Annotated in this window: 18 protein-coding genes and 3 pseudogenes; 15 read left to right on the top strand and 6 right to left on the bottom strand. The window is 42.3% G+C overall.

Going from position 1 to position 25753, the window contains the following annotated elements:
- Positions 1–470: pseudogene (locus V7K35_RS01025) on the top strand (hypothetical protein); the annotation flags it as partial.
- A 181-nt stretch (positions 471–651) separates the two neighbouring features.
- Entirely contained in the window at positions 652–1263 is a 612-nt protein-coding gene (locus tag V7K35_RS01020; protein WP_335075626.1) for a L,D-transpeptidase, read from the top strand.
- Between the two features lie 501 nt (positions 1264–1764).
- Here V7K35_RS01020 and V7K35_RS01015 read toward each other — a convergent pair.
- The 3 genes from V7K35_RS01015 to folD all read right to left on the bottom strand — a co-directional run bounded on the left by V7K35_RS01015 (position 1765) and on the right by folD (position 4630).
- Positions 1765–2220 (bottom strand): divergent PAP2 family protein, encoded by a 456-nt coding sequence (locus tag V7K35_RS01015; RefSeq protein ID WP_298919701.1) that lies wholly within the window; start codon positions 2218–2220, stop codon positions 1765–1767.
- A 451-nt stretch (positions 2221–2671) separates the two neighbouring features.
- Complete coding sequence (crtE, locus tag V7K35_RS01010) at positions 2672–3604, bottom strand: geranylgeranyl diphosphate synthase CrtE (protein ID WP_335075624.1); 933 nt, start codon at positions 3602–3604, stop codon at positions 2672–2674.
- A gap of 147 nt (positions 3605–3751) precedes the next feature.
- On the bottom strand, positions 3752–4630 hold the full coding sequence (folD, locus tag V7K35_RS01005; RefSeq protein WP_334796688.1) for a bifunctional methylenetetrahydrofolate dehydrogenase/methenyltetrahydrofolate cyclohydrolase FolD: 879 nt from the start codon (positions 4628–4630) through the stop codon (positions 3752–3754).
- Between the two features lie 299 nt (positions 4631–4929).
- On the opposite strand from folD, the gene V7K35_RS01000 reads away from it, so the two are divergent.
- The 5 genes from V7K35_RS01000 (at position 4930) to V7K35_RS00980 (ending at position 9418) form a co-directional block, all read left to right on the top strand.
- On the top strand, positions 4930–5400 hold the full coding sequence (locus V7K35_RS01000) for a hypothetical protein (RefSeq protein ID WP_335075622.1): 471 nt from the start codon (positions 4930–4932) through the stop codon (positions 5398–5400).
- 28 nt (positions 5401–5428) lie between these two features.
- Positions 5429–5866, top strand: a complete 438-nt coding sequence (locus tag V7K35_RS00995; protein WP_335075620.1) for an NUDIX hydrolase — start codon at positions 5429–5431, stop codon at positions 5864–5866.
- Between the two features lie 101 nt (positions 5867–5967).
- Entirely contained in the window at positions 5968–7071 is a 1104-nt protein-coding gene (locus V7K35_RS00990) for an AI-2E family transporter (protein ID WP_334796692.1), read from the top strand.
- Positions 7072–7404: 333 nt separating this feature from the next.
- The gene (locus V7K35_RS00985; RefSeq protein ID WP_335075618.1) at positions 7405–7947 is read left to right on the top strand and encodes a methanogen output domain 1-containing protein; all 543 of its coding nucleotides are present in this window, start codon (positions 7405–7407) and stop codon (positions 7945–7947) included.
- A 79-nt stretch (positions 7948–8026) separates the two neighbouring features.
- Positions 8027–9418: an ATP-binding protein gene (locus V7K35_RS00980; RefSeq protein ID WP_335075617.1), complete on the top strand. Its 1392-nt coding sequence runs from the start codon at positions 8027–8029 to the stop codon at positions 9416–9418.
- A gap of 306 nt (positions 9419–9724) precedes the next feature.
- Here V7K35_RS00980 and V7K35_RS00975 read toward each other — a convergent pair whose 3' ends face one another.
- Positions 9725–10891 (bottom strand): transporter substrate-binding domain-containing protein, encoded by a 1167-nt coding sequence (locus V7K35_RS00975; RefSeq protein ID WP_335075615.1) that lies wholly within the window; start codon positions 10889–10891, stop codon positions 9725–9727.
- 224 nt (positions 10892–11115) lie between these two features.
- On the opposite strand from V7K35_RS00975, the gene V7K35_RS00970 reads away from it, so the two are divergent.
- The 5 genes from V7K35_RS00970 (at position 11116) to V7K35_RS00950 (ending at position 16395) form a co-directional block, all read left to right on the top strand.
- Positions 11116–11247 (top strand): hypothetical protein, encoded by a 132-nt coding sequence (locus V7K35_RS00970; RefSeq protein WP_334796695.1) that lies wholly within the window; start codon positions 11116–11118, stop codon positions 11245–11247.
- Between the two features lie 342 nt (positions 11248–11589).
- Entirely contained in the window at positions 11590–12771 is a 1182-nt protein-coding gene (locus tag V7K35_RS00965; RefSeq protein WP_335075613.1) for an RNA-guided endonuclease InsQ/TnpB family protein, read from the top strand.
- Positions 12772–12824: 53 nt separating this feature from the next.
- Positions 12825–15419: a DNA mismatch repair protein MutS gene (gene mutS, locus V7K35_RS00960; protein ID WP_335075612.1), complete on the top strand. Its 2595-nt coding sequence runs from the start codon at positions 12825–12827 to the stop codon at positions 15417–15419.
- Between the two features lie 202 nt (positions 15420–15621).
- Complete coding sequence (locus V7K35_RS00955) at positions 15622–15774, top strand: hypothetical protein (protein ID WP_335075610.1); 153 nt, start codon at positions 15622–15624, stop codon at positions 15772–15774.
- Between the two features lie 234 nt (positions 15775–16008).
- Positions 16009–16395 (top strand): hypothetical protein, encoded by a 387-nt coding sequence (locus tag V7K35_RS00950; protein ID WP_334796701.1) that lies wholly within the window; start codon positions 16009–16011, stop codon positions 16393–16395.
- A 149-nt stretch (positions 16396–16544) separates the two neighbouring features.
- Here V7K35_RS00950 and V7K35_RS00945 read toward each other — a convergent pair whose 3' ends face one another.
- The gene (locus tag V7K35_RS00945; protein WP_273763982.1) at positions 16545–17417 is read right to left on the bottom strand and encodes an FkbM family methyltransferase; all 873 of its coding nucleotides are present in this window, start codon (positions 17415–17417) and stop codon (positions 16545–16547) included.
- A 575-nt stretch (positions 17418–17992) separates the two neighbouring features.
- Positions 17993–19282, bottom strand: a complete 1290-nt coding sequence (locus V7K35_RS00940; RefSeq protein ID WP_335075608.1) for a lipid-A-disaccharide synthase — start codon at positions 19280–19282, stop codon at positions 17993–17995.
- A gap of 102 nt (positions 19283–19384) precedes the next feature.
- Between V7K35_RS00940 and V7K35_RS00935 the strand changes: the two are divergent.
- The 3 genes and pseudogenes from V7K35_RS00935 (at position 19385) to V7K35_RS00925 (ending at position 25702) form a co-directional block, all read left to right on the top strand.
- Positions 19385–20179 (top strand): annotated as a pseudogene (locus V7K35_RS00935) (Rpn family recombination-promoting nuclease/putative transposase).
- 507 nt (positions 20180–20686) lie between these two features.
- Positions 20687–21270: pseudogene (locus tag V7K35_RS00930) on the top strand (hypothetical protein).
- A gap of 448 nt (positions 21271–21718) precedes the next feature.
- Positions 21719–25702, top strand: a complete 3984-nt coding sequence (locus V7K35_RS00925) for a magnesium chelatase subunit H (RefSeq protein ID WP_335075606.1) — start codon at positions 21719–21721, stop codon at positions 25700–25702.
- The last annotated feature ends 51 nt before the right edge of the window (positions 25703–25753 follow it).

Below are 25753 nucleotides of genomic sequence, written 5' to 3'. Positions count from 1 at the left end.
CGGCAACTCCAGACCAACCTCCGGCAACTCCAGACCAACCTCCGGCAACTCCAGACCAACCTCCGGCAACTCCAGACCAACCTCCGGCAACTCCACAGCCAACTCCGGCAACTCCACAGCGACCTCCCGCCGCAAAACCGAACGAAATCCCTGCAACTCAAGACCAACCTCCGGCAACTCCACAGCCAACTCCGGCAACTCCAGACCAACCTCCCGCTAAACCGGACGAAACCCCCGTAAAACCAAACCAACCCCCTACAAAACCAGACGAAACCCCCGTAAAACCAGACCAACCTTCAAATCCTAATTCAAATCCAGGTACAAGACCAAGACAAGAAACCCCAACTCCAACACAAGACTCAGGTGGAAGACGAAAACCAAGACAAAAAGCCCCAACTCCAACACAAGAACCAGGCTCAACTCCAAACTCCCAACCAGCACCTTCATCTCCTATAAGAGCACGAGGATAAAACTTTTTTGATTTGCGATATTTAGTAATTTGGAAATTCAGAATTCAGAATTCAGACTTCAAGCTAGTTGATATCTGAGTTCTGAATTCTTACTAATGACTAAAAGTAATTATAATATTAGTAATTAATACAACGAAAAATGATTTGTAGTATGTATTTTTGTAGAACTTTCAAGTTTAGTTTGACAACAATAGTAGCACTGATCTCGCTTCAATCATACGCCACTGCTCAGGTTACTAATAGTAGTCAACCAAACTTTTCTCAAGTTTCTCCTCAAGTTGAATCAAACCCTGTACCATTACGGTTAAATCTTTCTAACTACTCTGAGCGAAAGCGCCGATTATTACTCAAACTCCAGCATCCCATACAGCCAATAATTCCCAACACTTCTAAGCAAGAAATCCATTTGCTACTTAAACTTAATGAACGAAAAGTTTACGTTTATCGGGGTAACAGTTTACAAGCTAGTTACCCAGTAGCTATTGGTAAACCTGGATGGGAAACACCTACAGGCAAATTTAAAATTATTCACATGGTGCAAAACCCAGCTTGGGAAAACCCTTTCGTTCCTAATAGAGAAATTATTCCTCCAAGAAACTCAAATAATCCTCTAGGAGAACGTTGGATTGGATTTTGGACAGATGGAAAAGATGAAATTGGATTTCATGGTACTCCGAGTGTAAAATCTGTTGGGCAAGCAGTTTCTCATGGTTGCGTTCGGATGTATAATCATGATGTACGTAAACTCTATGAATTGGTGAAAATCGGAACACCTGTACTAGTGACTAAATAACGCAAAAGAAAGAGCTAATAAATTGATTTTCAAATTTTTAAACTTAATTTGGTTTATTATGGGAAACATTACAAAAATGATGGATTTTATCAGACATCAGCTGACATGAAGTGCTAACTAAACCATATAGTTTAAAACTTTGCATTTTGTGAGAGCTACGTTAAATCTGCCGCAATTAGATAGTCTGCGAGTATAACATTAGCGTTTGCATTTGTAGGTCGTAATTTTTAAGCATTACTGCTGGCATTTAAATAAAATTAAGTTTTCTGGAATACTGATGTGTACTATCAGGGTGGTAATTTGTCAACTGACCGAATCTTGAATTTTAAATTCAAAATTTAAAAAGGTTTTAAGTAAACATATTTGTGGAACAAATTCAAAATCCTCAAGTTATTAAATTTATTCATCGGGTAAATCTAAAATTCTAAATCCAAAATCGGTTGACGAATTACCAGTTACCAATCACAAATAGCTGCTCAAACAAAGATTCATTGACCGAGCTTAATAAGCAGACCTAGCTAACCAATAGATGGTTATACCCAAAGCCGACCCAGCTATTACCTGAACAGGTGTATGTCCGAGTAATTCTTTCAGACGGTCTTGGCTAAAGTCTGGTTTTTCATCAAATAATTCATCAATCATTTGATTAAGGATGCGAGCTTGTTTACCAGCCGCTTGGCGAACTCCAGCTGCATCATACATGACGATGATGGCAAAAATTGTAGCAACGGCAAAATCAGGAGATGCCCAACCAAGTGTTTGCCCTACACCAGCAGCTAAAGCTGTAACTAAAGCTGAATGGGCACTGGGCATACCTCCGGTTGTCACCAAAACACGCACATTCAGTTTGCGATGTTTAATGATTTCGATTACGAGCTTTAGTGCTTGAGCAATTAAACAAGCTACCAGAGCAACCAGCAGCACCCGGTTGTCTAAAATGTTGCCTATGTCCTGCATGGTATTTTGGTTAGGTTAGTAAATATTAGCAGCAGTTGTTGGTTGAGGAAACATTTAGATTCAACCTAAAATCCAAAATTAACTTAGTACATCACGGCGGAAACAGACCAATTATTCAAAATAGCCTAAAAGCTTATTTTATAAGCTTTTTGAATTTTGAATTCCGCTGGGCACAAGTAGTACAGCATGGTGTAAATAAACCACCCATTCCAAATCAATGAAACGCTTGCGGTAGAGGATTTCCGTTAGCGTAAGCGTAGTATTAGCAAGTCTTACCTACGGCACGCCAAGGGCAATGGCGTAGTGTAAAGCCTGCGGCATGGCAACTCTTAGAGACGCAAGCTACGCGTAGCTTGCTTCCCCGCAGGGGTACGCTTAGAGCGAGCCAGACGTTACGCACGGTCGCTATCGAGCATCACCAGCATCACATTCCGAATTCCGCAAAGCGGTACTAGTTATTGCGGCTGATAATAAAATGAGCGATCGCTTTGAGTGACTTGGCTCTCTCTCCAAATGGTTCTAATTCCGCACAAGCTGCTTTAACTAGCTCTTGGGCTTTTGAGCGCGATTCCTCAAGTCCCCAAATACTGGGATAGGTCACTTTCTTCGCTTTTTGGTCTTTACCAGCTGTTTTGCCTAATTGCTCTTGAGTAGCAGTGATATCTAGAATATCATCTATGATTTGGAATGCTAGCCCAATATTTTGAGCATAACGAGTCAATCGCTGCACATCTTCAGGTGATGCCTCAGTTATAATCCCGCCACAAACTACGCAAGCTTCCAAAAGGGCGGCTGTTTTGTGTTTATGAATGAAATTTAGGGTTTCTAGGGAAATATCTGATTTACCTTCCGACTCTAAATCGACAACTTGACCGCCGACCAAACCACCTGCCCCCAGGGCCCGACCAAGACGGGCAATTACCTGCAAGACTAGCTCTCTCTTAACGCTTTGAGGGGTTTGCATAGCAACAAACTCAAAAGCGAGAGCCAACAAGCCATCCCCAGCCAAAATCGCCACATCTTCGCCATAGACTTTATGATTCGTCAGCTTCCCGCGACGGTAATCGTCATTATCCATCGCCGGCAGGTCGTCATGAATCAACGACATTGTGTGGATCATTTCCACAGCACAAGCCGTTGGCATGGCCATTTCGATGGTTCCACCCATCATTTCACAGGTAGCAAGGCAAAGAATGGGACGTACACGCTTTCCTCCAGCTAATAACGAGTAGCGCATCGCCTCATAAATCTTTTCTGGATAAATGATGGGGATAGCCTGATCCAAAGCAGTATCACAAAGCTTTTGTCGCTCTTTTAGATAAGCTGCTAAGTTAAATGTGGCTTCCTCTGGTGGTGTCTTTTGAACGTTATCAGTTGCTACCATTCTTAAATTCCTGACATTTTGGGATTTTTGTCTTATACGTCACAATTTTAAGGTGCTGTGGCGCTGAAAAAATGAAGAGTTAGGAATTAGGAGTTAGGAGTTACCAATAAGAATTCTTAACTTTTAACTGATCACTCATCACTTTCTTTATTGTCTTACCGCCCTAGAATAGCTGGCAAATGTATTTTGCAACAATATGGCTACAGTCATAGGACCAACACCACCAGGAACAGGGGTAATAAATCCTGCTACAGCAGAGGTTGATTCAAAATGGACATCGCCAATTAAGCGACTGTTGCCACTAGCATCGGTGACGCGATTCATTCCCACATCTACCACAACAGCGCCCGGTTTCACCATATCAGCAGTGATCAGTCCGGGACGACCTACTGCTGCAATTAGAATATCAGCATTTTGGGTGATGGTTTTGAGGTCATGCGATCGCGAGTGAGCGATCGTGACTGTGGCATCAGCTTCTAGTAGCATCAGCGCCATCGGCTTACCCACCAAAATACTCCGTCCCACCACTACTGCCTGTTTTCCCTGCAAAGGAATGTCATATTCTTGTAAAAGGCGCATAACACCTGCTGGAGTGCAGCTGCGTAAACCGCTTTCTCCCCTAACTAGTCGCCCCAAGTTAACTGGGTGCAGTCCATCAGCATCTTTATCGGGATCAATTTGATGTAGCAGAGTTACAGCATCCAAGTGGTTAGGTAAGGGCAGCTGCACAAGAATGCCATCCACCCGTTCATCGTGGTTTAGTGCAGCTATCACCTCTTCTAACTCCCCAAGAGTAGTTTGGGCGGGAAAATGCTTACCAAAAGAGGCCATACCAACTTTAGCGCAGGCTTTTTCTTTATTACGTACATAAGCCGCCGACGCTGGATTATCGCCAACCATCAGCACTGCTAAACCAGGCGGGCGAACAATTTTTGGTTGTAATTGTCTAATGCCAACAGAAAGTTCTTGCTGAATTTTTGCAGCTATTGCTTTACCATCAAGGAGTTTGGCAGTTTTTGTTTCCATGAGAATTCTCAGCTATATTGCCTTTTGGTCAAAACTCAGCCGCTTCTAATCTAGGCGGAGTCAACAGTCCAAAATCCAGAGTGAAAATATTGATTTTTTACTCTGGACTTTTGACTATTATTATCTTCCTGTTTGATGTCGTAGCGTTTTCTCACAGTAAATCGATAATGTTTATTTTCTCAGATCAACGACGTTATCTGAAGAATAAAGAATTAAGGATGAAATTCAAAACATTTTTTTGCTCAGTTGAGAGGATGTTTCTGAAACCGCAGAGAATAGTATAAATGGGAACTGACCTGATGAAACTGGCGACAAAGCAAGCAGTGAAGCAAAAATTTGCTCAATCGGTGGCTTTCATGCAACAAAGGAGAAATTTGTCCCTTTCATTCTTGTATGGGCAGAGTATTGTTTCTTACCGCCTGGGGTTGATTTTTTTGGTGGTGGGACTTTGTAGTTGTGGTAGTTTAACCTCGTCTGGGTTGAATGGGACTAATTTTAAAATTGGTAGCAATGTCACCCCAATTCGAGAGATTAAACTAGAACAAGACAATCAGGCTACAGTTTACATTCAAGGTCAGGTGGAAAAGCAAGCTCCTCTGATCAAGCAGTGGGCTTATCAAATTAATGATTCAACTGGCAAAATTTGGGTTATTACCAATCAGAAGAATCTGGCCAAGGGAGCACAAGTGGTGATTAAGGGTAAAGTTCGTTACCGAAGTATCCCCTTAGCTGATAAAGAATTGGGGGAAGTTTATCTAGAAGAAGAATAATCAGCAATTAAAAATTAAAAATGAACATATGAATAATCAGCCGATACATGTGGCGATCGCAATTCTTTACCAAAAAAATAAATTTCTCATGCAACTGCGGGACAATATCCCCGGTATTCTCTATCCTGGTTACTGGGGACTCTTTGGCGGTCATATCGAACCTGGTGAAACGCCGGATATAGCAGTGAAGCGAGAAATTTTGGAAGAAATCGGCTATAATTTACAATCCTTTGTTGAATTTGGCTGTTATTTTAACGAAAGAGTAGTGCGTCATGTTTTTCATGCACCACTCTTGGTGGAATTAAATCAACTGGTTTTGAATGAAGGCTGGGATATGGGGTTATTGACCCTAGAAGATATTAACCAAGGTAACTGTTATTCGGAAAACGCTGGCGAAGTGCGACCTTTGGGGAATGTGCATCAGCGAATTATATTGGATTTTATCGAGACAAATCAACAGACTTAATTGGGCATAGGGTATGGGCATATAAGAAAACTTTTTTCTAGTCCCCAGTTCCAATCCCCAAAAGCCAAAATAAAGTTATAACTCTTGTGGAGTCATCACTAATGCAATCAGTAAACAAACTACCGCGATGGTTAACTATAGGATTGGCATTTCCGATTATTATTCTCAACGGCTGGCTATTACTCCAGGTTGTACAGTATTTTCAACCCTTGATTAGTATTATTGCTGCCGCCATCCTACTAGCTTTTGTATTGAACTATCCAATCCAGTTTCTTCAGGAACAAGGGGTAAAACGCAACCTAGCGATCGCAGGAGTGTTGCTTTTGACTGTGGTGGTTTTAGTGGGTTTAGGCATCACTTTGGTTCCCCTGATTATCCAACAGATCAACGAGCTAGCTAATATTTTGCCCAGTTGGATTGATTCTGGTACTGAACAACTGCAAGCTTTCCAGGATTGGGCGTTAAGTCAACAACAGCTTCCGATTAATTTAAGTGGTTTATTCACCCAAGTTCTCGATCGATTATCTAACCAACTTCAGTCCTTCACTGGGAGAATTCTCGGTTTTGCCGTCGATACCATTGGTATTGTCCTCAACGTTCTGCTGGCGGTAGTGCTGACTATCTACTTAATATTGAATGGCGAACGCCTTTGGGACGGAGTTTTTCAGTGGTTTCCCCGTAGCATTGGGTTAAAAGTACGGGAATTACTGCGAGAGGATTTCCACAATTACTTCATTGGTCAAGCAACATTGGGGGCTGTGTTAGGGGTGACAATTACACTGGTGTTTTTGGCGCTGCAAGTTCCCTTGGCTTTACTTTTTGGTATCGGTATTGGTTTGTTTTCTCTTTTCCCCTTTGGTACAGGAGTAGGTATCGCCATAGTAAGTTTGTTGGTGGCGTTGCAAAACTTTTGGCTAGGAGTTGAAGTCTTAGGTGTAGCTGTTGCAATCGACCAAGTTAATTCTAATTTTGTTGCACCTCGAATTCTTGGTAATTTGACTGGCTTAAATCCCGTCTGGGTAGTGATTTCTTTGTTGTTGGGAGCAAAGTTGGGAGGAGTGTTAGGTTTGTTAATTGCGATCCCTATTGCCAGTTTTATCAAGGATATAACAGACAGCTGGCGGGCTGGAGAGTTTAATAAGCTAAATGATATCGTGTCAGAACCTGTAAAAATCATTACTGAGAGAGCAGGAACTTATAGTTAAAATTCAAGATGTAAGTGAAGGAAAGCTGATAATGTTGACTATTTATAAAAATGTCTATCCTTTGCTTATTTAGAAGTTACGTTTAATTTTTTCTCAGATTCACCGTGACGAGAAAAATTTCTATTGCAGTGAAATAATTTTTATACTTTAGATGCGTTTGCCCTAATTTCTGCGTGGGGATAATAGGGACTTAAGCTAGAAGAGACTTTGCAAAACCGGGAATTGTCGCAACGACAAACTTTAATTTTTCTTAATAAAGACGATAAAAAGTTACTTGAAAGGCATTTAGGGGAACTCTATAACTGTAGTTCCAAGATTGTGTCTTCAAAATTTATGACCAATACACTTAACCACTCAATAGCTACACTTAATCTTTCTTTAGAACGCGATATATTTTTACGTACATTAATCAGAGAATTATCTGGCACATTGCAGGACGTAGTTGGCTTAGAAGAAGCCTCTGGATTTATCAGCGTAGTTGGTGAAAGGATGGGTAGGCAGATTAATCAAGATTACAAATCTGCCCTGGAAGTCTCCAACCTTTCTCGTAAGCAGGTAGTTGATGTCTTGATTGATTTAAAAAGACGAATCCAGGGCGATTTTTATATAATTGAGCAGAATGATGAAAAAATTGTCTTTGGCAATCGCGTCTGCCCATTTGGCGAAAAAGTGCTGAATCGCCCTGCCATGTGCATGATGACTTCAAATGTCTTTGGGACGATCGCAGCTAATAATCTGGGATATGCGAAAGTAGAATTGCAAGAGACCATAGCACAGGGTGCTTCTGGATGTAGAGTTATTGTTTACTTAAAACTTACAGAAGAGGCAGAAGATGCAGAAGGTCGAGAATACTTTAAAGGACCAGAATCGGTGTAAACCCTTCAGCACTGAACTAACTCTAGGATAAAAACTTAAGTGCAGATATGTAAAGTAAAGTTGAACCCCGAAAACCCCCATGACTCCTGAACAATTTCTTGAATTTGCCAGAGTTTTACCAGAGCCTTTACTTCTGGTGAGTGGAGAGGGTCAATTGTTAGCTACCAATCAACCAGTAGCAGAGATACTGGGTTTACGCCGTCAAGAACTGCGGGGGAGAATGCTCTTTGAATTTGTAACTGAGTCTACTAACGATGTTGTAAAGTACTTGCAAGCCTGTTCAAGTAGCAGAGCAATGGTTATTGGCTCTTTGACTTTACGAAAGAATGATGGACAAACGTTAATATGTCGTAGTCAAGGAGCCGTTATTCAACCTTGGTCTCCTGAATCTTCAGCTTTAATTCTTCTGCGTTTGGAAAAGAGAACTTTATCCAGCAGTAATTTCGTTCTCCTGAACCAGAAAATCGATGAGTTAGCAAAAGAAGTTCATAGACGTAAAGAAGCGGAAGAAGCACTCAAAAAAGCAAATCAAGAGTTAGAAATTCGGGTTGAGGAACGTACAACAGCTTTACAAGAAACACTAAGCGAACTAAAACTTACTCAAACTCAACTTATCCAAGCTGAGAAAATGTCTAGTTTAGGACAGATGATCGCTGGTATTGCCCATGAAATTAATAACCCCGTGAGTTTTATTTATGGAAACCTTCACCACGCCTATCAATACACCCAGGATTTACTGAAATTGGTGCAAATTTATCAACAACTTTGTCCCATTCCTCCCCCAGAAATCCAAGATGAAATACAAAAAATAGATTTGGATTTTTTGATTCAAGATATAATTAAACTCTTCCATTCAATGAAAGTAGGAACAGAACGAATTAAGGAAATTGTTAAATCTCTACGTAACTTTTCCAGACTTGATGAAGCAGAACTTAAGCAAGTTAATATCCATGAAGGAATCGATAATACTTTAATGATTTTAGAGCATCGCCTGCAAGCTAGGCATGATAAGTACCCAGAAATCAAAGTCATCAAAAAATACGGTCAACTGCCGAATGTAACTTGCTATGCTGGTCAACTCAACCAAGTATTTATGAATATTCTTGTTAATGCGATCGATGCGCTGGAGGCATCAGCGAACAATAGTCAGTGGTCAGCAGTAAATCCCCAAACAACTGACAATCAAAAACTGATAAATAATAATCCCCAAATTCAAATAAAAACTGAGTTAATCGATGAAAAATGGATAGCAATTAGTATTGCTGATAATGGTTTGGGGATAAATGAACAAGTTCGTTCAAAGCTATTTGATCCGTTTTTCACCACTAAAGCTGTGGGCAAAGGTACTGGACTAGGGCTATCTATAAGCTATCAGATTATAGTTGAAAAACATAAGGGAGAACTTAGGTGTTTTTCTACACCGGGAAAGGGTGCAGAATTTGTCATAAAGATACCTATTAGCTTAGTCTAATATAAATCCCCTGCATATGCTAATACGGTTCAGTTAAGGCTGAAAATCATGTAAATTAAGCATTGTTCCCAAACCTTAAAATTGAGTGTGGTGCATCTCAAAGATTTCGCGTTGGTGTGTCCTGATATAGAAAGTGCTGACCTACTTCTGATGAAAGCACACCTTGGGCTAAGTTCCGTGAGCAAATTATTCTTTGGGAAGAGGAAAAATTGAAATCCTAAGAACCACTTATAGGGCGAAGCAGCCGGAGAAAAGGATAAAAAATCATTGAGCGATCGCACCATAAACTAAAAGTGAACCTGTTGTTCAATTGGTGCTAAACCACTTTTGATAAAGCTTTTGATAAGTGCCGTTTTCTTGTAGTGTTAGTAGGGCTTTATTAACAGGCTTTCGATAGGGACTATTTGCCCCAAAGACAACGCCGTAGTTCTCCTTGCGAAAAACACTGCCAATAACTTTTACTTTTCCTTTGCCTTCACCAGACGCGTAGTAAAGGAGAACAGGCGCGTCAAAAACAACTGCATCTGCCTTTTCTTGTAAGAGTGCATCATAAGCTTGGGCAACCTTATTGAACTCTAGAACCTGAATGTTTTGTTCGTGCAGGTAAGTTGCCGATGTACTATTGATGACAGTAGCGACACGCTTGGACATCAGGTCATCTGGACCTTTAATATTTCCCTGTAGTTGATCCACCGTTAACGAAGTAGTAACTGTAGCCGTGAAGTAGGCAACAAAAACAACACTGGTAAACATCCAGACTACAGCTACTACCCGTCCGATTACACTCTTAGGCATTTCGTCAGCTTGGGTAGCCAAGGTTGCAGCTGCCCACCAGCAAGCTTTGAAAATACCAGGAAAGTAGGACAAAGTTGGAATCATTCCTTCAGAACGGTGGCGCTCAAAAAACCAGACAATGTGAGCTGGCACAAGAATAATTACCAAAATGATGCCAACAAGCTGTATTAGGGCAGGTGAGAAAATCACTGCTAATAAACTTGGTACTGATCTGACACCATTCTCATGATTTAGTACTAAAATTTGAAGTCCTGATTCAAACATCGGTTGAGAGAAATCAAAGTCTTTATCTCGCTCGGCGGTGATAGATATATTGCCAATTCCTACGTCTGCCTTACCAGACTTAATAGCAGACAGCAAATCTTGAGTAGTTGGATTGACAAATATCTCGGACTTAACATTCATCTCCTCAGTGATACTATGCCAAAGATCAATGCTAAATCCAGTGATTTGACCGTTTTTCTCAAAGACGAAGGGTGTGGCTAATCCCGTCGCCACACGTAGAGGTTTCGTTGGTTTTTGGGCTGACACCTGACTCGGCATTAGCACCAACACCAAAAATCCAACTCCCAACAACTTCCAGCAATTCAGGATCAGGGACTTACTGGTTTGGTTTTTTGTGTTCTTTCTTCCACACTTACGATCTGACAGATTTAAGGAAAAGATTACTACACTCATTCAACTATCCGAATTAAGCTTTTATTAAAGGCGCTTTCCCATCAATTGTCTACTAAAACAACCACAAAAAAAACCGATCTGCCTTATAGTAAATTGATCGCTTTTCTTGAATCCTACACCATGCTATCTCCAATTGATTCCACTGCTACACCTTGGGAACATCTGAGAAATAGAACAGAAGATCATCTTTGGATTTTAGATGCTGTGAATTTTGAAGATAAGCGGTGCCACTTGATGGTGCAAATAATGGAAGCGTAGTTTATGCTGATATTGATATTTTAAGAGAATTTTATAGGGAAGATGGAATTGAGCGTTTGATGGCACAATATCAGAATATAGAGCAAATTTATAAGTAAACTTTGTATATCTAGTTAAAGACAGCTACCCGTCATTCAAAAAATGGCAAGTATGAAAAAAGAACTAAAAGGACACACGCTCTAAAGCTTTTAACGTTGTTGAATGTAACTAAGGTTCGTCAAGCTTCGCCATACTGCGTTCGCCTGTTTACTACACTAGCTGCAACAAGGGGTAGATCAGCAAGGTAATATGACGAAGGGTAAAAAATCCTTGAGCGATCGCTCCTCAACTTTCACGAAACACCTCGCGCCGTGGAAGCCCCTGCTTTCAAGCATGGGGGTAAGGCGCAGGCGAATTTATTGCCGTGAAAAACATTTGTCACATGTGATATAATTTAATGTATGGAACAAGTGTTGACATTGGTTTGCAAGCTTAACCCCACCCCTGAACAAGTTGCCCAAATAGAGGCAACTTTGAAGGCGTTTGCAGGTGCTTGCAACTATACCAACGAGCAAGTCAAACCCCAGGTAACGAGCAAAACAACTATTCAGAACTTGGTCTATCAAGACTTGCGCTCGTTGTTTGGGTTGTCTGCTAATTTGGCAGTCAGAGCTTGTGCCAGAGTGGGGGCAAATCGCAAAACCGCCAAGCAGAAAAATAAGTCGGTTAAATTCTTTAAGCCAACTAGTGCCGACTACGACGCTAGAATTTTTGCTTTTAGAGAGAAAGACTGGACTGTTAGCCTTACTTTGTCCAAAGGCAGGGAGCATATCAAATTGGATGTGGGTAACTACCAGCGAGGTAAGCTCAAAGGTACAAAACCGACATCGGCGCAGTTGTGTAAGCATCGGGATGGTTTATACTACATTCATATTCAAATCAAAGATAAAGTGCCCCAACCACTTAAACCAAATAATGTGATTGGTGTGGATTTTGGGCGTAGGGATATCGCTGTAACTAGTAATGGAGACAAGTGGGACGGCAAACAAATAAATGAGGTTTGGGATAGATACGCCAAAATTAGAGCTTCTCTCCAACAAAAGGCTACGAAAGGCACAAGGTCTACTCGCCGTAGGGCAAGGCAGATTTTCCAACGGCTGTCGGGGCGTGAGAGAAGATTTCAACAGTGGCTCAACCATCAAATCACCCATCGAATTATTCAACAAGCCAAGTACACCGCATCTATTGTTGCTATTGAAAACCTGACTGGAATTAGGGAGCGCACCAATACTCAACCCAGAAGTAAAGTTGAGCGCAGACGATCTAATTCTTGGTCGTTTTATCAATTACGATATTTCCTTGAGTACAAGAGTATTAAAGAAGGCGTGGAAGTAATTGCTGTGCCACCTGCCTACACAAGCCAAACCTGCCACCAATGCTTGCACATTGGGTTGAGGTCTGATAAACGTTTCAAGTGTAGTAATTGTGGATGGCATGGTGATGCTGATTTGAATGGTGCAAAAATGATTTCTTTGTTGGGGCAATCTGTAAGCTTGCCTGGAGGTTCGGGTTATTTGTGTTGTAATCTAAACACTGATAGCTCAGGGCTACTACAAAGCCCTGCCCTAAAGGGCAGGGGTTAGCTTACGCTATCATCGAATATTGTGGGATTCCCGTGCGTAACTCAATAGCATCTATGACCGCTTCTCACTCTGAAACTCCATCTACCAAACCCGACGCGAGTACTTTTATTTCCGACCATCGACAGGTAGACCGCAGTAAGCTAAGTCAAATGTATCTGCACTATGTCGAGACGAAGGATAAATATCCTCACGCAGTATTGCTGTATCGGGTAGGAGATTTTTTTGAATGCTATTTCCAAGATGCTGTAAAACTAGCGCAAGAATTGGAATTAGTTCTCACTAGTAAGCAAGCTGGGGAACAGGGACGAGTGGCGATGTCTGGTGTTCCACACCACGCTTGGGAACGCTACACGACGATGCTGGTAGAAAAAGGTTATGCAGTGGTAATTTGCGACCAAGTAGAGGATGCTTCTGAAGCTGCTGGTAGATTGGTGCGGCGAGAAGTAACGCGCATCCTGACTCCTGGGACTTTGCTGGAAGAGGGAATGCTCAAATCAAGTCGCAATAACTACTTAGCAGCAGTAGTAATTGCCGCAAATCATTGGGGTTTAGCCTATGCAGACATCTCTACAGGGGAATTTCTTACGACTCAAGGTAGTGATTTAGAACATTTGACACAAGAATTAATGCGCTTGCAACCTTCAGAGGTGTTAGTTCCCACAAATGCGCCCGATTTGGGGAGTTTGCTGCGTCCAGGAGAAACTTCGCCACATCTCCCACAGTGTTTGCCACCATCATTTTGCTATAGTTTGCGATCGCAAGTTCCCTTTTCGCAAGCCGAAGCTAGACCTAGATTATTGCAGAAATTTAAGGTGCGATCGCTCGAAGGACTCGGTTGTGATCATCTTCCCCTCGCCGTCCGCGCAGCTGGTGGTCTTCTGGAATATCTGGAAGATACCCAAAAGGAAAACCCAATTTCCCTCCAGAAACTTCGGACTTACACAGACAAAGACTATCTAATTGTTGACAATCAAACCCGGCGTAACCTAGAAATTACCCAAACTGTCCGGGATGGCACTTTTCACGGTTCTCTACTCTGGGCACTAGATAGAACTAGTACAGCAATGGGTGGGCGGGCTTTACGGCGGTGGTTATTGCAGCCACTACTCGATATTAAAGGCATTCGAGCACGTCTTGATACCATCCAAGAATTGATGGAAAATACGCCCCTGCGTCAAGATTTGCGGCAGTTGTTACGCCAAATTTATGACCTGGAACGACTCACAGGAAGGGCGGGTTCTGGTACAGCTAATGCTAGAGATTTAGTAGCTTTGGCAGATTCTCTCTCCCGCTTACCAGAATTATCCCACTTAGTAACTGAGGCGCGTTCTCCTTTCCTCAAAGCTTTGCAGAAAGTCCCAAGTGTGTTGGAAGAATTAGCAGAAAAGTTACACGCGCATCTTGTAGAGTCGCCACCCATACTAATCAAAGAAGGTGGATTGATTCGCCCTAGCGTAAATTCCCTATTAGATGAAAGAAAAGCGACTGTAGAAGCAGACCAGCAATGGATTGCCAATTTAGAAGTTGATGAGAGGACTAATACGGGAATTTCGACACTGAAGGTAGGATTTAACAAAACTTTTGGTTATTATATCAGTATTTCCCGCACCAAAGCTGATCAAGTACCTGCTAATTACATCCGCAAGCAAACCCTGACGAATGAAGAACGCTATATCACCCCAGATTTGAAAGAACGAGAAGCCCGGATTCTCACGGCGCGGGATGATTTAAATCAGTTGGAATATGAGATTTTTACGGCGTTGCGGGAAGAGGTAGCGCAAGAAGCGGAGGTAATTCGCAATCTCTCTCGGGCTGTGGCGGCGGCGGATGTGTTGTGTGGTTTGGCTGAGTTGGCGGTGCATCAAGGTTACTGTCGTCCAGAAATGTTGTCAGGAAGGGAGATAAACATTGTTGATGGCCGTCATCCAGTAGTGGAACAGTCTTTACCTGCTGGTTTCTTTGTGCCGAATTCGACTCAACTAGGGAGTGGGGAATTGGGAGAAGAAATTAGTGAAGAAGAAATTTCCCCACTTCCTGATTTGATTATCCTCACGGGGCCAAACGCGAGTGGCAAAAGTTGTTATTTGCGTCAGGTGGGATTAATTCAGTTAATGGCACAGATTGGTAGTTTTGTGCCAGCTAAGTTTGCCAGATTGGGAATATGCGATCGCATTTTCACTCGTGTAGGTGCAGTAGATGATTTAGCAACTGGTCAATCTACGTTCATGGTGGAGATGAATGAAACCGCAAATATTCTCAATCATGCCACATCTAGGTCGCTGGTGTTGTTAGATGAAATTGGTCGGGGAACGGCAACTTTTGATGGTCTTTCCATAGCTTGGGCGGTGGCAGAATATATAGCAGTGGATATTCGGGCGCGAACGATTTTTGCGACTCACTATCACGAGTTAAATGAACTAGCTAGTATTTTGCCGAATGTGGCTAATTATCAAGTCACGGTGAAAGAATTACCCGACCAAATTATCTTTTTGCATCAAGTCCAACCGGGAGGCGCTGATAAGTCTTATGGAATTGAAGCGGGAAGATTGGCGGGTTTACCAGCAGTGGTGATTCAACGAGCAAAACAAGTTATGGGACAAATTGAGAAACACAGTAAGATTGCGATGGGGCTGCAAAATCTGGATTGATGTCTTACCGTATTTCCTTAACATTGTAGTCCGATGCATTAACAATGCGGTCGGCGCATTAACATTGTAAGCCGACGCATTAACAATAGACCTCTTGCAAAAATCCTTGAATCACCCCTCCCCAACCCTCCCCTTATGAAGGGGAGGGGGCAAGATTTAAAGTTTCCCCCCTTTATAAGGGGGGTCTATTCGAGGCTTGAAGATGAGCAACTCCTACAGCATTTGTCTTACCAAAATTGGTAACAGTGCAGCGTTTAGGCTACCAACTGAGTTTTATCAAGAGCATCTTCAGTTTGCCGATGTAGAAGGTTGGACAGAGGTAAATAAGTTGGCACAATCAAACCTAACTGTGTGAAGAAAAGTAAACAAGGCTTAAACCCTTTTTTCCTTCTGCTAGAAAGCCCCCTGCTTTATTCCAACAAGAATTATTTACGCCGACCTACTTAGATGTTGATATCCTAGTTTAAAGGAGCGGAGTAATTGCCAAGTAGTTGAAATCTTGTCAACCTTTATGCTTAAAATTGCACAAGAGGTTTATTTAGCATCTACTGACAGCTAAAGTCAACCCTTTGCAGTACTCCCATAAGCCATGCTGACTGAAATTTTCCCTTTCCGTTTTGAATTAGATCCGATCGCGATCGCAGGAGCGAGTTTGTGGTCATTGGCGCTATATCTAGCTTTCAACCCAGTCAGTGAATGGGTAATCGAGCAACTTAACCGCTGGTTTAACTTTGCAGAGCGATCGCTTTACACCAGTCAGTCAGAATTTGAAAGGACTCGTAAAGCCAGAGAATCCCAAAACGCTTTTTACGCTTCACTGTTTAGCATTGTGCCTTTTCTAGTCATTGGCGCTTTATTCAGCTGGGGTGTGGAAATCAGTTTAGGTCGCAGTTGGGCAATTAGCACAGGCATACTAGCCTGTATTGGTTGCGGCATTTATGAACTAGGGCGAAGAGATGGACAGTCTTCGGATTAGCAATAGTAATACAAAGCGACAGCTCCGGTGAAGTAAGCTGTCGCCTCTATAAACTAGGGTTTAGGTGTGGTCAAAGCCATCAGCAAACCTTAACCTCAGCTAAATTTATCCCTTTTTTCCGATTACCTATTGACAGATGTGCAATTATCTTAACCTGTCACTAAATCATCTTTATGAATTGCTAGAATATTTCCTCGCTGACCTTCAGGAGATTCAAAACTGAACAGTTCGCCTGTATTTTTAACTTTGAAAAACTGGTAACCAAGTTCCTTAAGAAAATTGAAGGCTCCATCAGCTGACAAATTAAGTCTTGCGCTTGTCTGAGAACTGATCTCAAATATAACTTTGGGTTTCATCCGGCTAAATAATGAAGTTGCACCCCGAAAAACAAGTTCCTCTGCTCCCTCTACATCCATCTTGATAAAATCCACTCGCTCAATCTCTTCATGAGCCAACACATGATCGAGAGTAGTGATCGGAACCTCTTCAAAACTTATCTCTTCACTTTTATCTGATCCCAAAGAATAACTCGTAGGAGCATTTTCAATATGATACAACTTAGCTGTACCTTCTTCTTCAGAAAGTGCTGATTTGAATAACTTGACGTTAGTCACGCTGTTGATTTCTAGATTATGCTCAATACTTTTTAAAGATTCTACTCCTGGTTCAAAGGAAAGAACTAATCCAGAATCTCCGACTAATTTGCTAGCCAACAAGGTATAAATACCACAGTTGGCTCCTGCATCTATGAACACTTCACCTGATGAAAGGGTGCGCTCAATATAACCTAATTCAGGCTCATAAGTATCACGGAAAACAAAGAGACTAGTATTCCCTGTTCTATAAAAAGCAGGCGGTAAAAAAAAGCGAACATTCCACTTTTTAACTAAAATCGTTTGTGGAATAGAAAGCTGACAAACTATCCACCAATATATTAAACGGAAAGTAACTTTCAGAGGGGACTCTTTAAAAGCCCTATGATTTGTGAAATAATTAAATTTCCTTCGTAAACTTGATATCATAGTAAGTCTTATACCTCCCTATCTATACTTCAAAAACTTTTCATGAAAGCGGCTTATGGCATAGGAAAGCATTGGTAACACATCTCATGCCCCATCGCCCCTTATCCCCAGAGGGGGTATCAAGTTTCCCATGCCCTGTTACTGCATTCTCAATTCCAGAAGATGGTATGATTGTACCTATTTCCCAGTAAGTGACCTGGATCACATTATTTATGTGCTCAAATTCACTTACTGACAAATATTTTTATAGTATAGTACCTATTGCACAAATATTTAATGAATTAAATTTGTGACTGGATGAACCAGATTTTTGAAGTTAAATCACATATTTAGCCTACGTAGGCAGGCTAAATATGTGAGCCAGTGACTTTGAATTTCAGGGGATAATCTGATTTATGCAACAGGTCTATTAAAAAGTACACATATGAAGGCCTTAGTACGTTACGGCGTAAATAGAGCAACCATTTTAAATCCCTAAAAAGCTTATTCCATAATACTTTTGACTTTTGACTTTTGATTTTTGACTTCCGCCTTGCGGTATTAGTGCCTCTGCACCCTTTGGTTGTGTCCAACCCCTACTTGCCAATTTCCTCACAAACAATCTGTGCTATCCTTTGTGCTGCGCCGTTTTCGCCACGAACGCTATGTAGTTTGCTTCGCATCTCATCCAATTTTTCTGGATGAACTAATAAGTCTAGTACCATTTCCCCAACTTCTTGCGGTTCGATTTTACCCATAAGTTCAGGCACTATCTCTTCCTGTGCCCAGATATTTGGCCACGCTAATAAACCTTTATTTTTCACGAGTCTCAGGAATAGCCAATTAATCACCTTCGCAAAGGTGGTACCTACCCCCGGCAGATTTGCCAACAACCCAGGTAAACCATCCCAAGAACGCATAGCATCAAGTTGCTGCGTTGGTAGCAAAACAATCATCGGCACTCCTAAAGCACCGAGTTCAGCAGTGTTTGCCCCTACAGTAGTCAAGCAGATGCAACACTGGGATAATAAGTCATAGGCAGGGTTTTCTTGCCAAAGTTCCACAGTTAAGCCCCTTGCTGTTTTGAAAAATGCCTTGCCTCTAGCGTCTTTTGGAACAATTAAGTCAGCACCACCAAAGCTAAAAATTTCAGCAATAGAGTTCTTTTGGGGATCAGCAAAACGAGCTAACATTTGTAAATCCAAAGTCGGCGCTACAGGAATCACAAACTTGGTTTGGGGCCTTTTTGCGTGAACGTATTCAGCAATGCCTAAAGTTAATGGCACTCCTTGGGCTAATTTTGCCGCTTTTGACCCAGGCAATAAACCAATCAATTCAGTTTTGAATGATGAAGTGATAGGCAGAGGGGAATTTGAATTAAGGCTTTCCCCAGCTTCACCTGCTGCTTCTAGCATCAAATCACCGACAACGGTGAATTTGTGAGCATATTTCTGGGGGACACGGGCAGCAACTTCGGGTTTCATCACGCCAAAGCGATCAATCCAGTTATGCCAACGGGCTTCCCATTCAGCGTAAATCACTGTGCGATATCCGAGCTTTTTGCCTATGACTACGGGAAAAATTTGATCGCCACCGAGGAAAACAACTACACCGTGACTTCTCCAGTCCCAATTTTCAAATGTTTTGCCCCGAAGCAAAAATTGCCAAAAATGCTCTGCTTCTTGTACTCTGTCTACTTCTGGGTAAGAAAGTGCGATCGCAGCTTCTTTTCCACTAGCATTTGAGCAAGGCGATAATACCACAGAAATCCTCACCACAGAAGGGTCATTCCCTAGTTCTTGTCGCAACGCCTTCACTACTGGACGCACCCAGGTTGTTACCTCACCTGGGCCATTTGATAGGATGAGAATATCTACTTGAGTCATTAGTTAATGGTCAGGAGTTAGGGGTCATTAGTGAAGAGGGAAATATTACTTAATTCGTTCCTAAATTCTAGAGGCACAATATTACCGATATAATTGCAGGTTATGTTCGATAACGTCTGCAAGTTTCTCGCAGAGTCATTTTCAGCCGACTTTGCAACATGGTTATTCGGTGAACCAATTACACTTACCGAACTTAGTCCATCTGAATTATCCCTCGAACCCATCCGCGCCGATGCACTAATTTTATTGCAGTCGGATGACGTTGTTCTCCATCTTGAATTCCAAACTGTACCCAAAGCCGATATTCCCTTTCGGATGAGTGATTATCGTTTGTGAGTGTATCGAAAATTTCCTTATAAACGAATGCGTCAGGTAGTTATTTACCTGAAACCAAGCGATTCTGAGCTAGTTTACCAAACGGAATTTGTTTTAGAAAATAGCCTGCACAGATTTGAAGTAATTCGACTTTGGGAACAGCCAACCGAAGTATTTTTCAGTTCTCCAGGTTTGCTACCGTTTGCAGCTTTAAGTCAAACCGAAGATAAAACACGAACTTTAGAAGAAGCTGCCCAAGTTATTGAAGCACTAAACGACACTCGAATCCGTAGTAATGTTGCTGCATCAACAGCAGTATTAGCTGGGCTAGTATTAGATAAAGAATTGATTAAAAGAATTTTGCGGAGTAACATTATGCGCGAATCTGTGATTTATCAAGATATTTTGCAAGAAGGGCTTGAACAAGGATTAGAACAAGGGCTTGAACAAGGTATTGAACAAGGTATTGAACAAAAAGCTCAAGAAATTGCCATCAAAATGATTAACAAAGGTATCGATATTGAAACAATAGTAGATGTCACAGGTCTAACTATTGAACAAGTTCAACAATTACAGGTTTAAACTCTCGGTAATCAAGCCGAGTGATATTATGCGCGAATCTGCGATTTATCAAGATATTTTGCAACAAGGGCTTGAACAGAGTATTGAACAAAAAGCTCAATAAATTGCCGTAAATATGAGCAATAAAGGAGTAGCGATGCCATCGCATTAATTGTCAGCGTTACTGATTGAAATATTCAGCTTTATAGAACTTACGCACACTCTAGGAATTCTTGGCGTTCTTGGCACGGCAGTTGCTTCAAGTCGGCAGAGCCGCCCAACGCACTGCCTCGTCTTGGCGGTTCGACAAATTAAGCTTTTGGGCGATTTTCGCGTAAGTCCTACTTTAGCAATTGCGAACTAAAACAGATGATGATCAAGCTCAGTGACATCATCCACGAATCGGTGATTTATCCTAAATTTTATATTTTGCAAGTTGGCGATCGCTCTTGTTGATCCCATTCCCAAAAAAACACCTATAAACACGATAGCATCATACTCAGAGATTAATATTTAATCATATTGATAATGTTTTATAGCGACTTTTCGCTCTCAAAAGTGAAACGCGACTTTAACTTAACTACGGTTGAAAGTGGACGGTTTTTACCTGAAACGCAGTCCGTAGAACCTAGTTTTTACCTCAAAGAAGCACTAAGCGAAGGACTACCACTAGCAACAGCAACTGGTTCAGAAAAAGCTCGCTCCGAGTTAATTATTAGTCCTATCCTTGTAGAAGTTCGGAAAATTCTTGAACGCAAAGTCAGCTTTTTTTCGGGTGAAGATTTTACCGTCGCATCAGAGCTTGGCTTAAGTGGAGTGTGTGATTTTTTAATTAGCCGCTCACCCGAACAAATATTTATCGAAGCTCCTGTAATCGTGATTATTGAAGCAAAAAAAGTGATTTAAAACCGGGTTTAGGGCAATGTGCAGCAGAAATGATTGCCGCACAAAAATTCAATGAAATTAATAATATACCAATTAAGACAATTTATGGTAGCGTCAGCAGTGGTATGGCTTGGCGATTTTTGAAATTAGAAAGGCAAACACTGAGTATTGATTTGAACGATTATACTGTTCCTCCAGTGGAAATACTATTGGGAATGTTGGTTTAGATGGTACGAGAAGGTTAGATATTTTTATCTTTGTACCGTAGTGTCTTTGATTAAAACAGGATCGCTTCAAAGGTAAGAAAAGCTGTACCGTCAGATACCTGATTTATCAAACAGAATAGAGGCGTCAGTCGTCAGAATTCAGCAATGTTTTCTGTACGATAAGAGCGGATGAATAAACTAATATCTTTAAATAACTATTTAGCGATTAAGGTACAAATATATTACAAAAAATTTACAAATAAATGAGCAAATACTTTTACACACAGTCAACAAATACAAAGAAATATTTCGTTTTTTATATCGATTTGTGTCAGATAGACGATAAAATGCCCAGTGGGCAAGCGTTTTCTGATAAAAAACACATATTGCCAATAAGTAAGTTACCTGTGGCTGCTGATGCCGCTAGGAACTTGCAGTAGAGAACACGCATCAAAGGAGCCGAGGAAGCATGTTCACCCACGTCAAGTCCACCATTAGACACATTGCGCCTGATAATTTACGCGGACGTAATTTAATCAAGGTGGTCTATGTCGTGCTTGAGTCCCAGTACCAGAGTGCATTGTCGCAAGCGGTTCGCACGATTAACGCGAGCAATCCTAACTTGGCGATTGAAATCAGCGGGTACTTGATTGAGGAACTCCGCGACCCAGAGAACTACCAGGAGTTCAAACGAGAAATTGAGAGTGCGAATATCTTCATCGCTTCCCTCATTTTCATCGAAGACTTAGCACAGAAAGTAGTAGCAGCAGTAGAACCACACCGCGATCGCCTGGATGTTTCCGTTGTCTTTCCCTCCATGCCAGAAGTAATGCGCCTAAATAAAATGGGCACTTTTTCCTTGGCACAGTTGGGTCAGTCAAAAAGTGCGATCGCTCAATTCATGCGGAAACGTAAAGAAAAATCCGGTGCGGGATTCCAAGATGGGATGCTGAAGCTTTTGCGAACGCTGCCGCAAGTGCTAAAGTTCCTACCAATGGATAAGGCACAGGATGCCCGAAATTTCATGCTCAGTTTTCAGTATTGGCTAGGTGGTTCTCCAGAAAATCTGGAAAACTTTTTGCTGATGCTAGCTGATAAATACGTATTTAAAGGTTTAGAGAACCAAATTGCACCTTCGACGTATCAACAGCCGGTGGTTTATCCCGATTTAGGGATTTGGCATCCTTTGGCTAGCAGTATGTTTGAAGATGTCAGAGAGTACCTCAATTGGTATACAGCTCGTAAGGATATTTCTAGCGATCTAAAAGATCCCTTAGCTCCTTGTGTCGGGTTAGTATTGCAACGCACTCACCTAGTTACAGGGGATGATGCCCATTATGTAGCAATGGTGCAGGAGTTGGAAGCACTAGGCGCACGGGTATTACCTGTGTTTGCTGGTGGTTTGGATTTCTCTAAGCCTGTGGATGCCTACTTCTATGAACCAAATACCAACATCCAGTTAGTAGATGCAGTTATATCACTGACCGGTTTTGCTTTAGTGGGTGGCCCAGCTAGACAAGATCATCCCAAAGCAATTGAGTCACTCAAACGCTTAAACCGTCCTTACATGGTGGCGTTACCTTTAGTCTTCCAAACCACTGAAGAGTGGATGGATAGCGATTTAGGTTTGCATCCAATTCAAGTAGCTTTGCAAATTGCGATTCCTGAATTGGATGGGGCAATTGAGCCGATAATTTTATCGGGTAGGGATGGGACTACAGGGAAAGCGATCGCCCTGCGCGATCGGGTTGAAGCGGTAGCTGAACGCGCCTTAAAATGGGCTAGTCTTCGCCGGAAGCCGAAGCTTGATAAAAAAGTTGCGATCACCGTTTTCAGTTTCCCACCAGATAAAGGCAACGTCGGAACCGCCGCTTACTTGGATGTATTCGGCTCAATCTATGAGGTGATGAAAGCCCTCAAAAATAACGGTTACGACTTACCCGAATTACCAGAATCAGCCGAAGCGTTGATGCAAGAAGTCATCCATGACGCCCAAGCGCAGTACAACAGCCCAGAACTCAACATTGCTTACAAAATGTCGGTTCCTGAGTATGAGGCACTCACCCCCTACTCTCAACGCCTAGAAGAAAACTGGGGCCCACCTCCCGGACATCTCAACAGCGATGGGCAAAACCTGCTGATTTATGGTAAGCAATTCGGTAACGTCTTCATCGGTGTCCAACCTACATTTGGTTACGAAGGCGATCCGATGCGGCTGTTGTTCTCCCGTTCAGCTAGTCCTCACCACGGTTTTGCTGCCTACTACACTTACCTAGAGCAAGTTTGGAAAGCTGACGCTGTACTGCACTTTGGTACACACGGTTCCTTGGAATTCATGCCAGGTAAACAGATGGGGATGTCTGGTGATTGTTATCCAGATAACTTGATTGGCTCAATTCCGAACTTGTATTACTACGCAGCCAATAATCCGAGTGAGGCGACAATTGCCAAACGTCGGAGTTATGCCGAAACAATTTCCTACTTGACACCTCCGGCAGAAAATGCTGGTTTGTATAAAGGTTTAAAGGAACTCAGCGAGTTAATTGCTTCCTATCAAACCTTGAAAGATAGTGGGCGCGGTGTTTCCATTGTCAACAGCATCATGGATAAATGCCGGATCGTGAATCTGGATAAGGATATTAACCTGCCAGAAACCGATGCCAGAGACATGAGTACCGACGATCGCGATAATATCGTTGGCAACGTCTACCGCAAGTTGATGGAAATCGAATCACGGTTGCTGCCTTGTGGTTTACACGTGATTGGGAAACCACCAAGTGCAGAAGAAGCGATCGCAACTCTCGTCAATATCGCCAGCTTGGATCGTCAGGAAGAAGGACTTCAAGGCTTACCGGGAATTATCGCTAACAGCATTGGGCGTAATATTGACGATATTTACCAAAGTAATGACAGAGGCATTTTAGAAGATGTCCAATTACTGCAAGATATCACTTTGGCAACCCGTGCAGCAGTTACCGCCCTTGTCCAAGAGCAAATCGACGCCGAAGGACGAGTTTCTCTGGTTTCCCGGTTGAATTTCTTCAACATGGGCAAAAAAGAACCTTGGGTAGAAGCATTGCATAAAGCAGGTTATCCCAAAGTTGACACCGCCGCCCTAAAACCCCTACTTGAGTATTTGGAATTCTGCCTGCAACAAGTTTGTGCCGATAACGAACTAGGAGCATTACTCAGAGGCTTGGAAGGCGAGTACATTTTACCTGGCCCTGGTGGCGATCCCATCCGCAACCCCGATGTATTACCCACAGGTAAGAATATCCATGCACTAGATCCGCAATCCATCCCAACAACAGCAGCAGTACAATCAGCCAAAATCGTTGTAGATAGGCTTTTGGTACGTAACAAGGCGGAAAATGAAGGTAAATGGCCAGAAACCATCGCCTGCGTCCTTTGGGGAACCGATAACATCAAAACTTACGGTGAATCCCTAGCCCAAATTATGTGGATGGTGGGCGTGCGTCCGGTTCCCGATGCCTTGGGACGGGTGAACAAGTTGGAATTGATATCTTTAGAAGAGTTGGGAAGACCCAGAATTGATGTGGTAATCAACTGTTCTGGTGTATTCCGTGATTTGTTCATCAACCAAATGAACCTGCTAGATCAAGGCGTGAAGATGGCAGCTGAGGCGGATGAACCCTTAGAAATGAACTTTGTTCGCAAACATGCTTTGCAGCAAGCTGAGGATATGGGGATTAATCTGCGTCAAGCAGCGACGCGCGTTTTCTCCAATGCTTCTGGTTCTTACTCGTCAAATATCAACTTGGCGGTAGAAAACAGCACTTGGGACAGCGAAGCCGAGTTGCAGGAAATGTATCTCAACCGGAAATCCTTCTCCTTCAATTCCGATAACCCCGGAATCATGGACGAATCCCGGCAGATTTTTGAAAGTACTTTGAAAACTGCTGATGCAACTTTCCAAAATTTGGATTCTTCCGAGATTAGCTTGACAGATGTTTCCCACTACTTCGATTCAGATCCCACTAAGCTTGTGGCAAGTCTGCGGGGTGATGGTAAAAAACCAGCATCTTATATTGCAGATACAACCACAGCTAACGCCCAAGTGCGGACATTATCAGAAACCGTGCGCTTGGATGCGCGTACCAAATTGTTAAATCCCAAATGGTACGAGGGGATGCTGTCTCACGGTTACGAAGGTGTGCGTGAACTCTCCAAGCGGTTGGTGAATACAACAGGTTGGAGTGCGACAGCCGGCGCTGTGGACAACTGGATTTATGAGGATACTAACGAAACCTTCATTAAAGATGAAGAAATGCAGAAACGGTTGCTGAACCTTAATCCCCATTCTTTCCGTAAGATTGTATCAACTTTGTTGGAAGTGAATGGACGCGGTTATTGGGAGACTAGCGAGGATAATTTAGATCGTCTGCGCGAGTTGTACCAAGAAGTTGAAGACCGGATTGAAGGGATAGAATAGAACTAAAGGGGCAGGCGTGATGCCTGCCTTAATCTTTCAAATCCGGGATAC

This window comes from Nostoc sp., from assembly GCF_036917275.1.
Taxonomy (GTDB): Bacteria; Cyanobacteriota; Cyanobacteriia; order Cyanobacteriales; family Nostocaceae; genus Nostoc.
This window is presented reverse-complemented; position numbering and strand designations above follow the sequence as displayed.

What these genes read in the sequence shown, in the direction of transcription:
- V7K35_RS00940 (WP_335075608.1), bottom strand. Translation starts at nt 19,282, where the DNA reads ATGACTCAAGTAGATATTCTCATCCTATCAAATGGCCCAGGTGAGGTA.
- V7K35_RS00980 (WP_335075617.1), top strand. Translation starts at nt 8,027, where the DNA reads ATGACTCCTGAACAATTTCTTGAATTTGCCAGAGTTTTACCAGAGCCT.
- V7K35_RS00955 (WP_335075610.1), top strand. Translation starts at nt 15,622, where the DNA reads ATGAGCAACTCCTACAGCATTTGTCTTACCAAAATTGGTAACAGTGCA.
- V7K35_RS00985 (WP_335075618.1), top strand. Translation starts at nt 7,405, where the DNA reads ATGACCAATACACTTAACCACTCAATAGCTACACTTAATCTTTCTTTA.
- V7K35_RS00990 (WP_334796692.1), top strand. Translation starts at nt 5,968, where the DNA reads ATGCAATCAGTAAACAAACTACCGCGATGGTTAACTATAGGATTGGCA.
- mutS (WP_335075612.1), top strand. Translation starts at nt 12,825, where the DNA reads ATGACCGCTTCTCACTCTGAAACTCCATCTACCAAACCCGACGCGAGT.
- V7K35_RS00950 (WP_334796701.1), top strand. Translation starts at nt 16,009, where the DNA reads ATGCTGACTGAAATTTTCCCTTTCCGTTTTGAATTAGATCCGATCGCG.
- V7K35_RS00945 (WP_273763982.1), bottom strand. Translation starts at nt 17,417, where the DNA reads ATGATATCAAGTTTACGAAGGAAATTTAATTATTTCACAAATCATAGG.
- V7K35_RS01000 (WP_335075622.1), top strand. Translation starts at nt 4,930, where the DNA reads ATGAAACTGGCGACAAAGCAAGCAGTGAAGCAAAAATTTGCTCAATCG.
- folD (WP_334796688.1), bottom strand. Translation starts at nt 4,630, where the DNA reads ATGGAAACAAAAACTGCCAAACTCCTTGATGGTAAAGCAATAGCTGCA.
- V7K35_RS00925 (WP_335075606.1), top strand. Translation starts at nt 21,719, where the DNA reads ATGTTCACCCACGTCAAGTCCACCATTAGACACATTGCGCCTGATAAT.
- V7K35_RS00995 (WP_335075620.1), top strand. Translation starts at nt 5,429, where the DNA reads ATGAATAATCAGCCGATACATGTGGCGATCGCAATTCTTTACCAAAAA.
- crtE (WP_335075624.1), bottom strand. Translation starts at nt 3,604, where the DNA reads ATGGTAGCAACTGATAACGTTCAAAAGACACCACCAGAGGAAGCCACA.
- V7K35_RS00965 (WP_335075613.1), top strand. Translation starts at nt 11,590, where the DNA reads ATGGAACAAGTGTTGACATTGGTTTGCAAGCTTAACCCCACCCCTGAA.
- V7K35_RS00975 (WP_335075615.1), bottom strand. Translation starts at nt 10,891, where the DNA reads ATGAGTGTAGTAATCTTTTCCTTAAATCTGTCAGATCGTAAGTGTGGA.
- V7K35_RS01015 (WP_298919701.1), bottom strand. Translation starts at nt 2,220, where the DNA reads ATGCAGGACATAGGCAACATTTTAGACAACCGGGTGCTGCTGGTTGCT.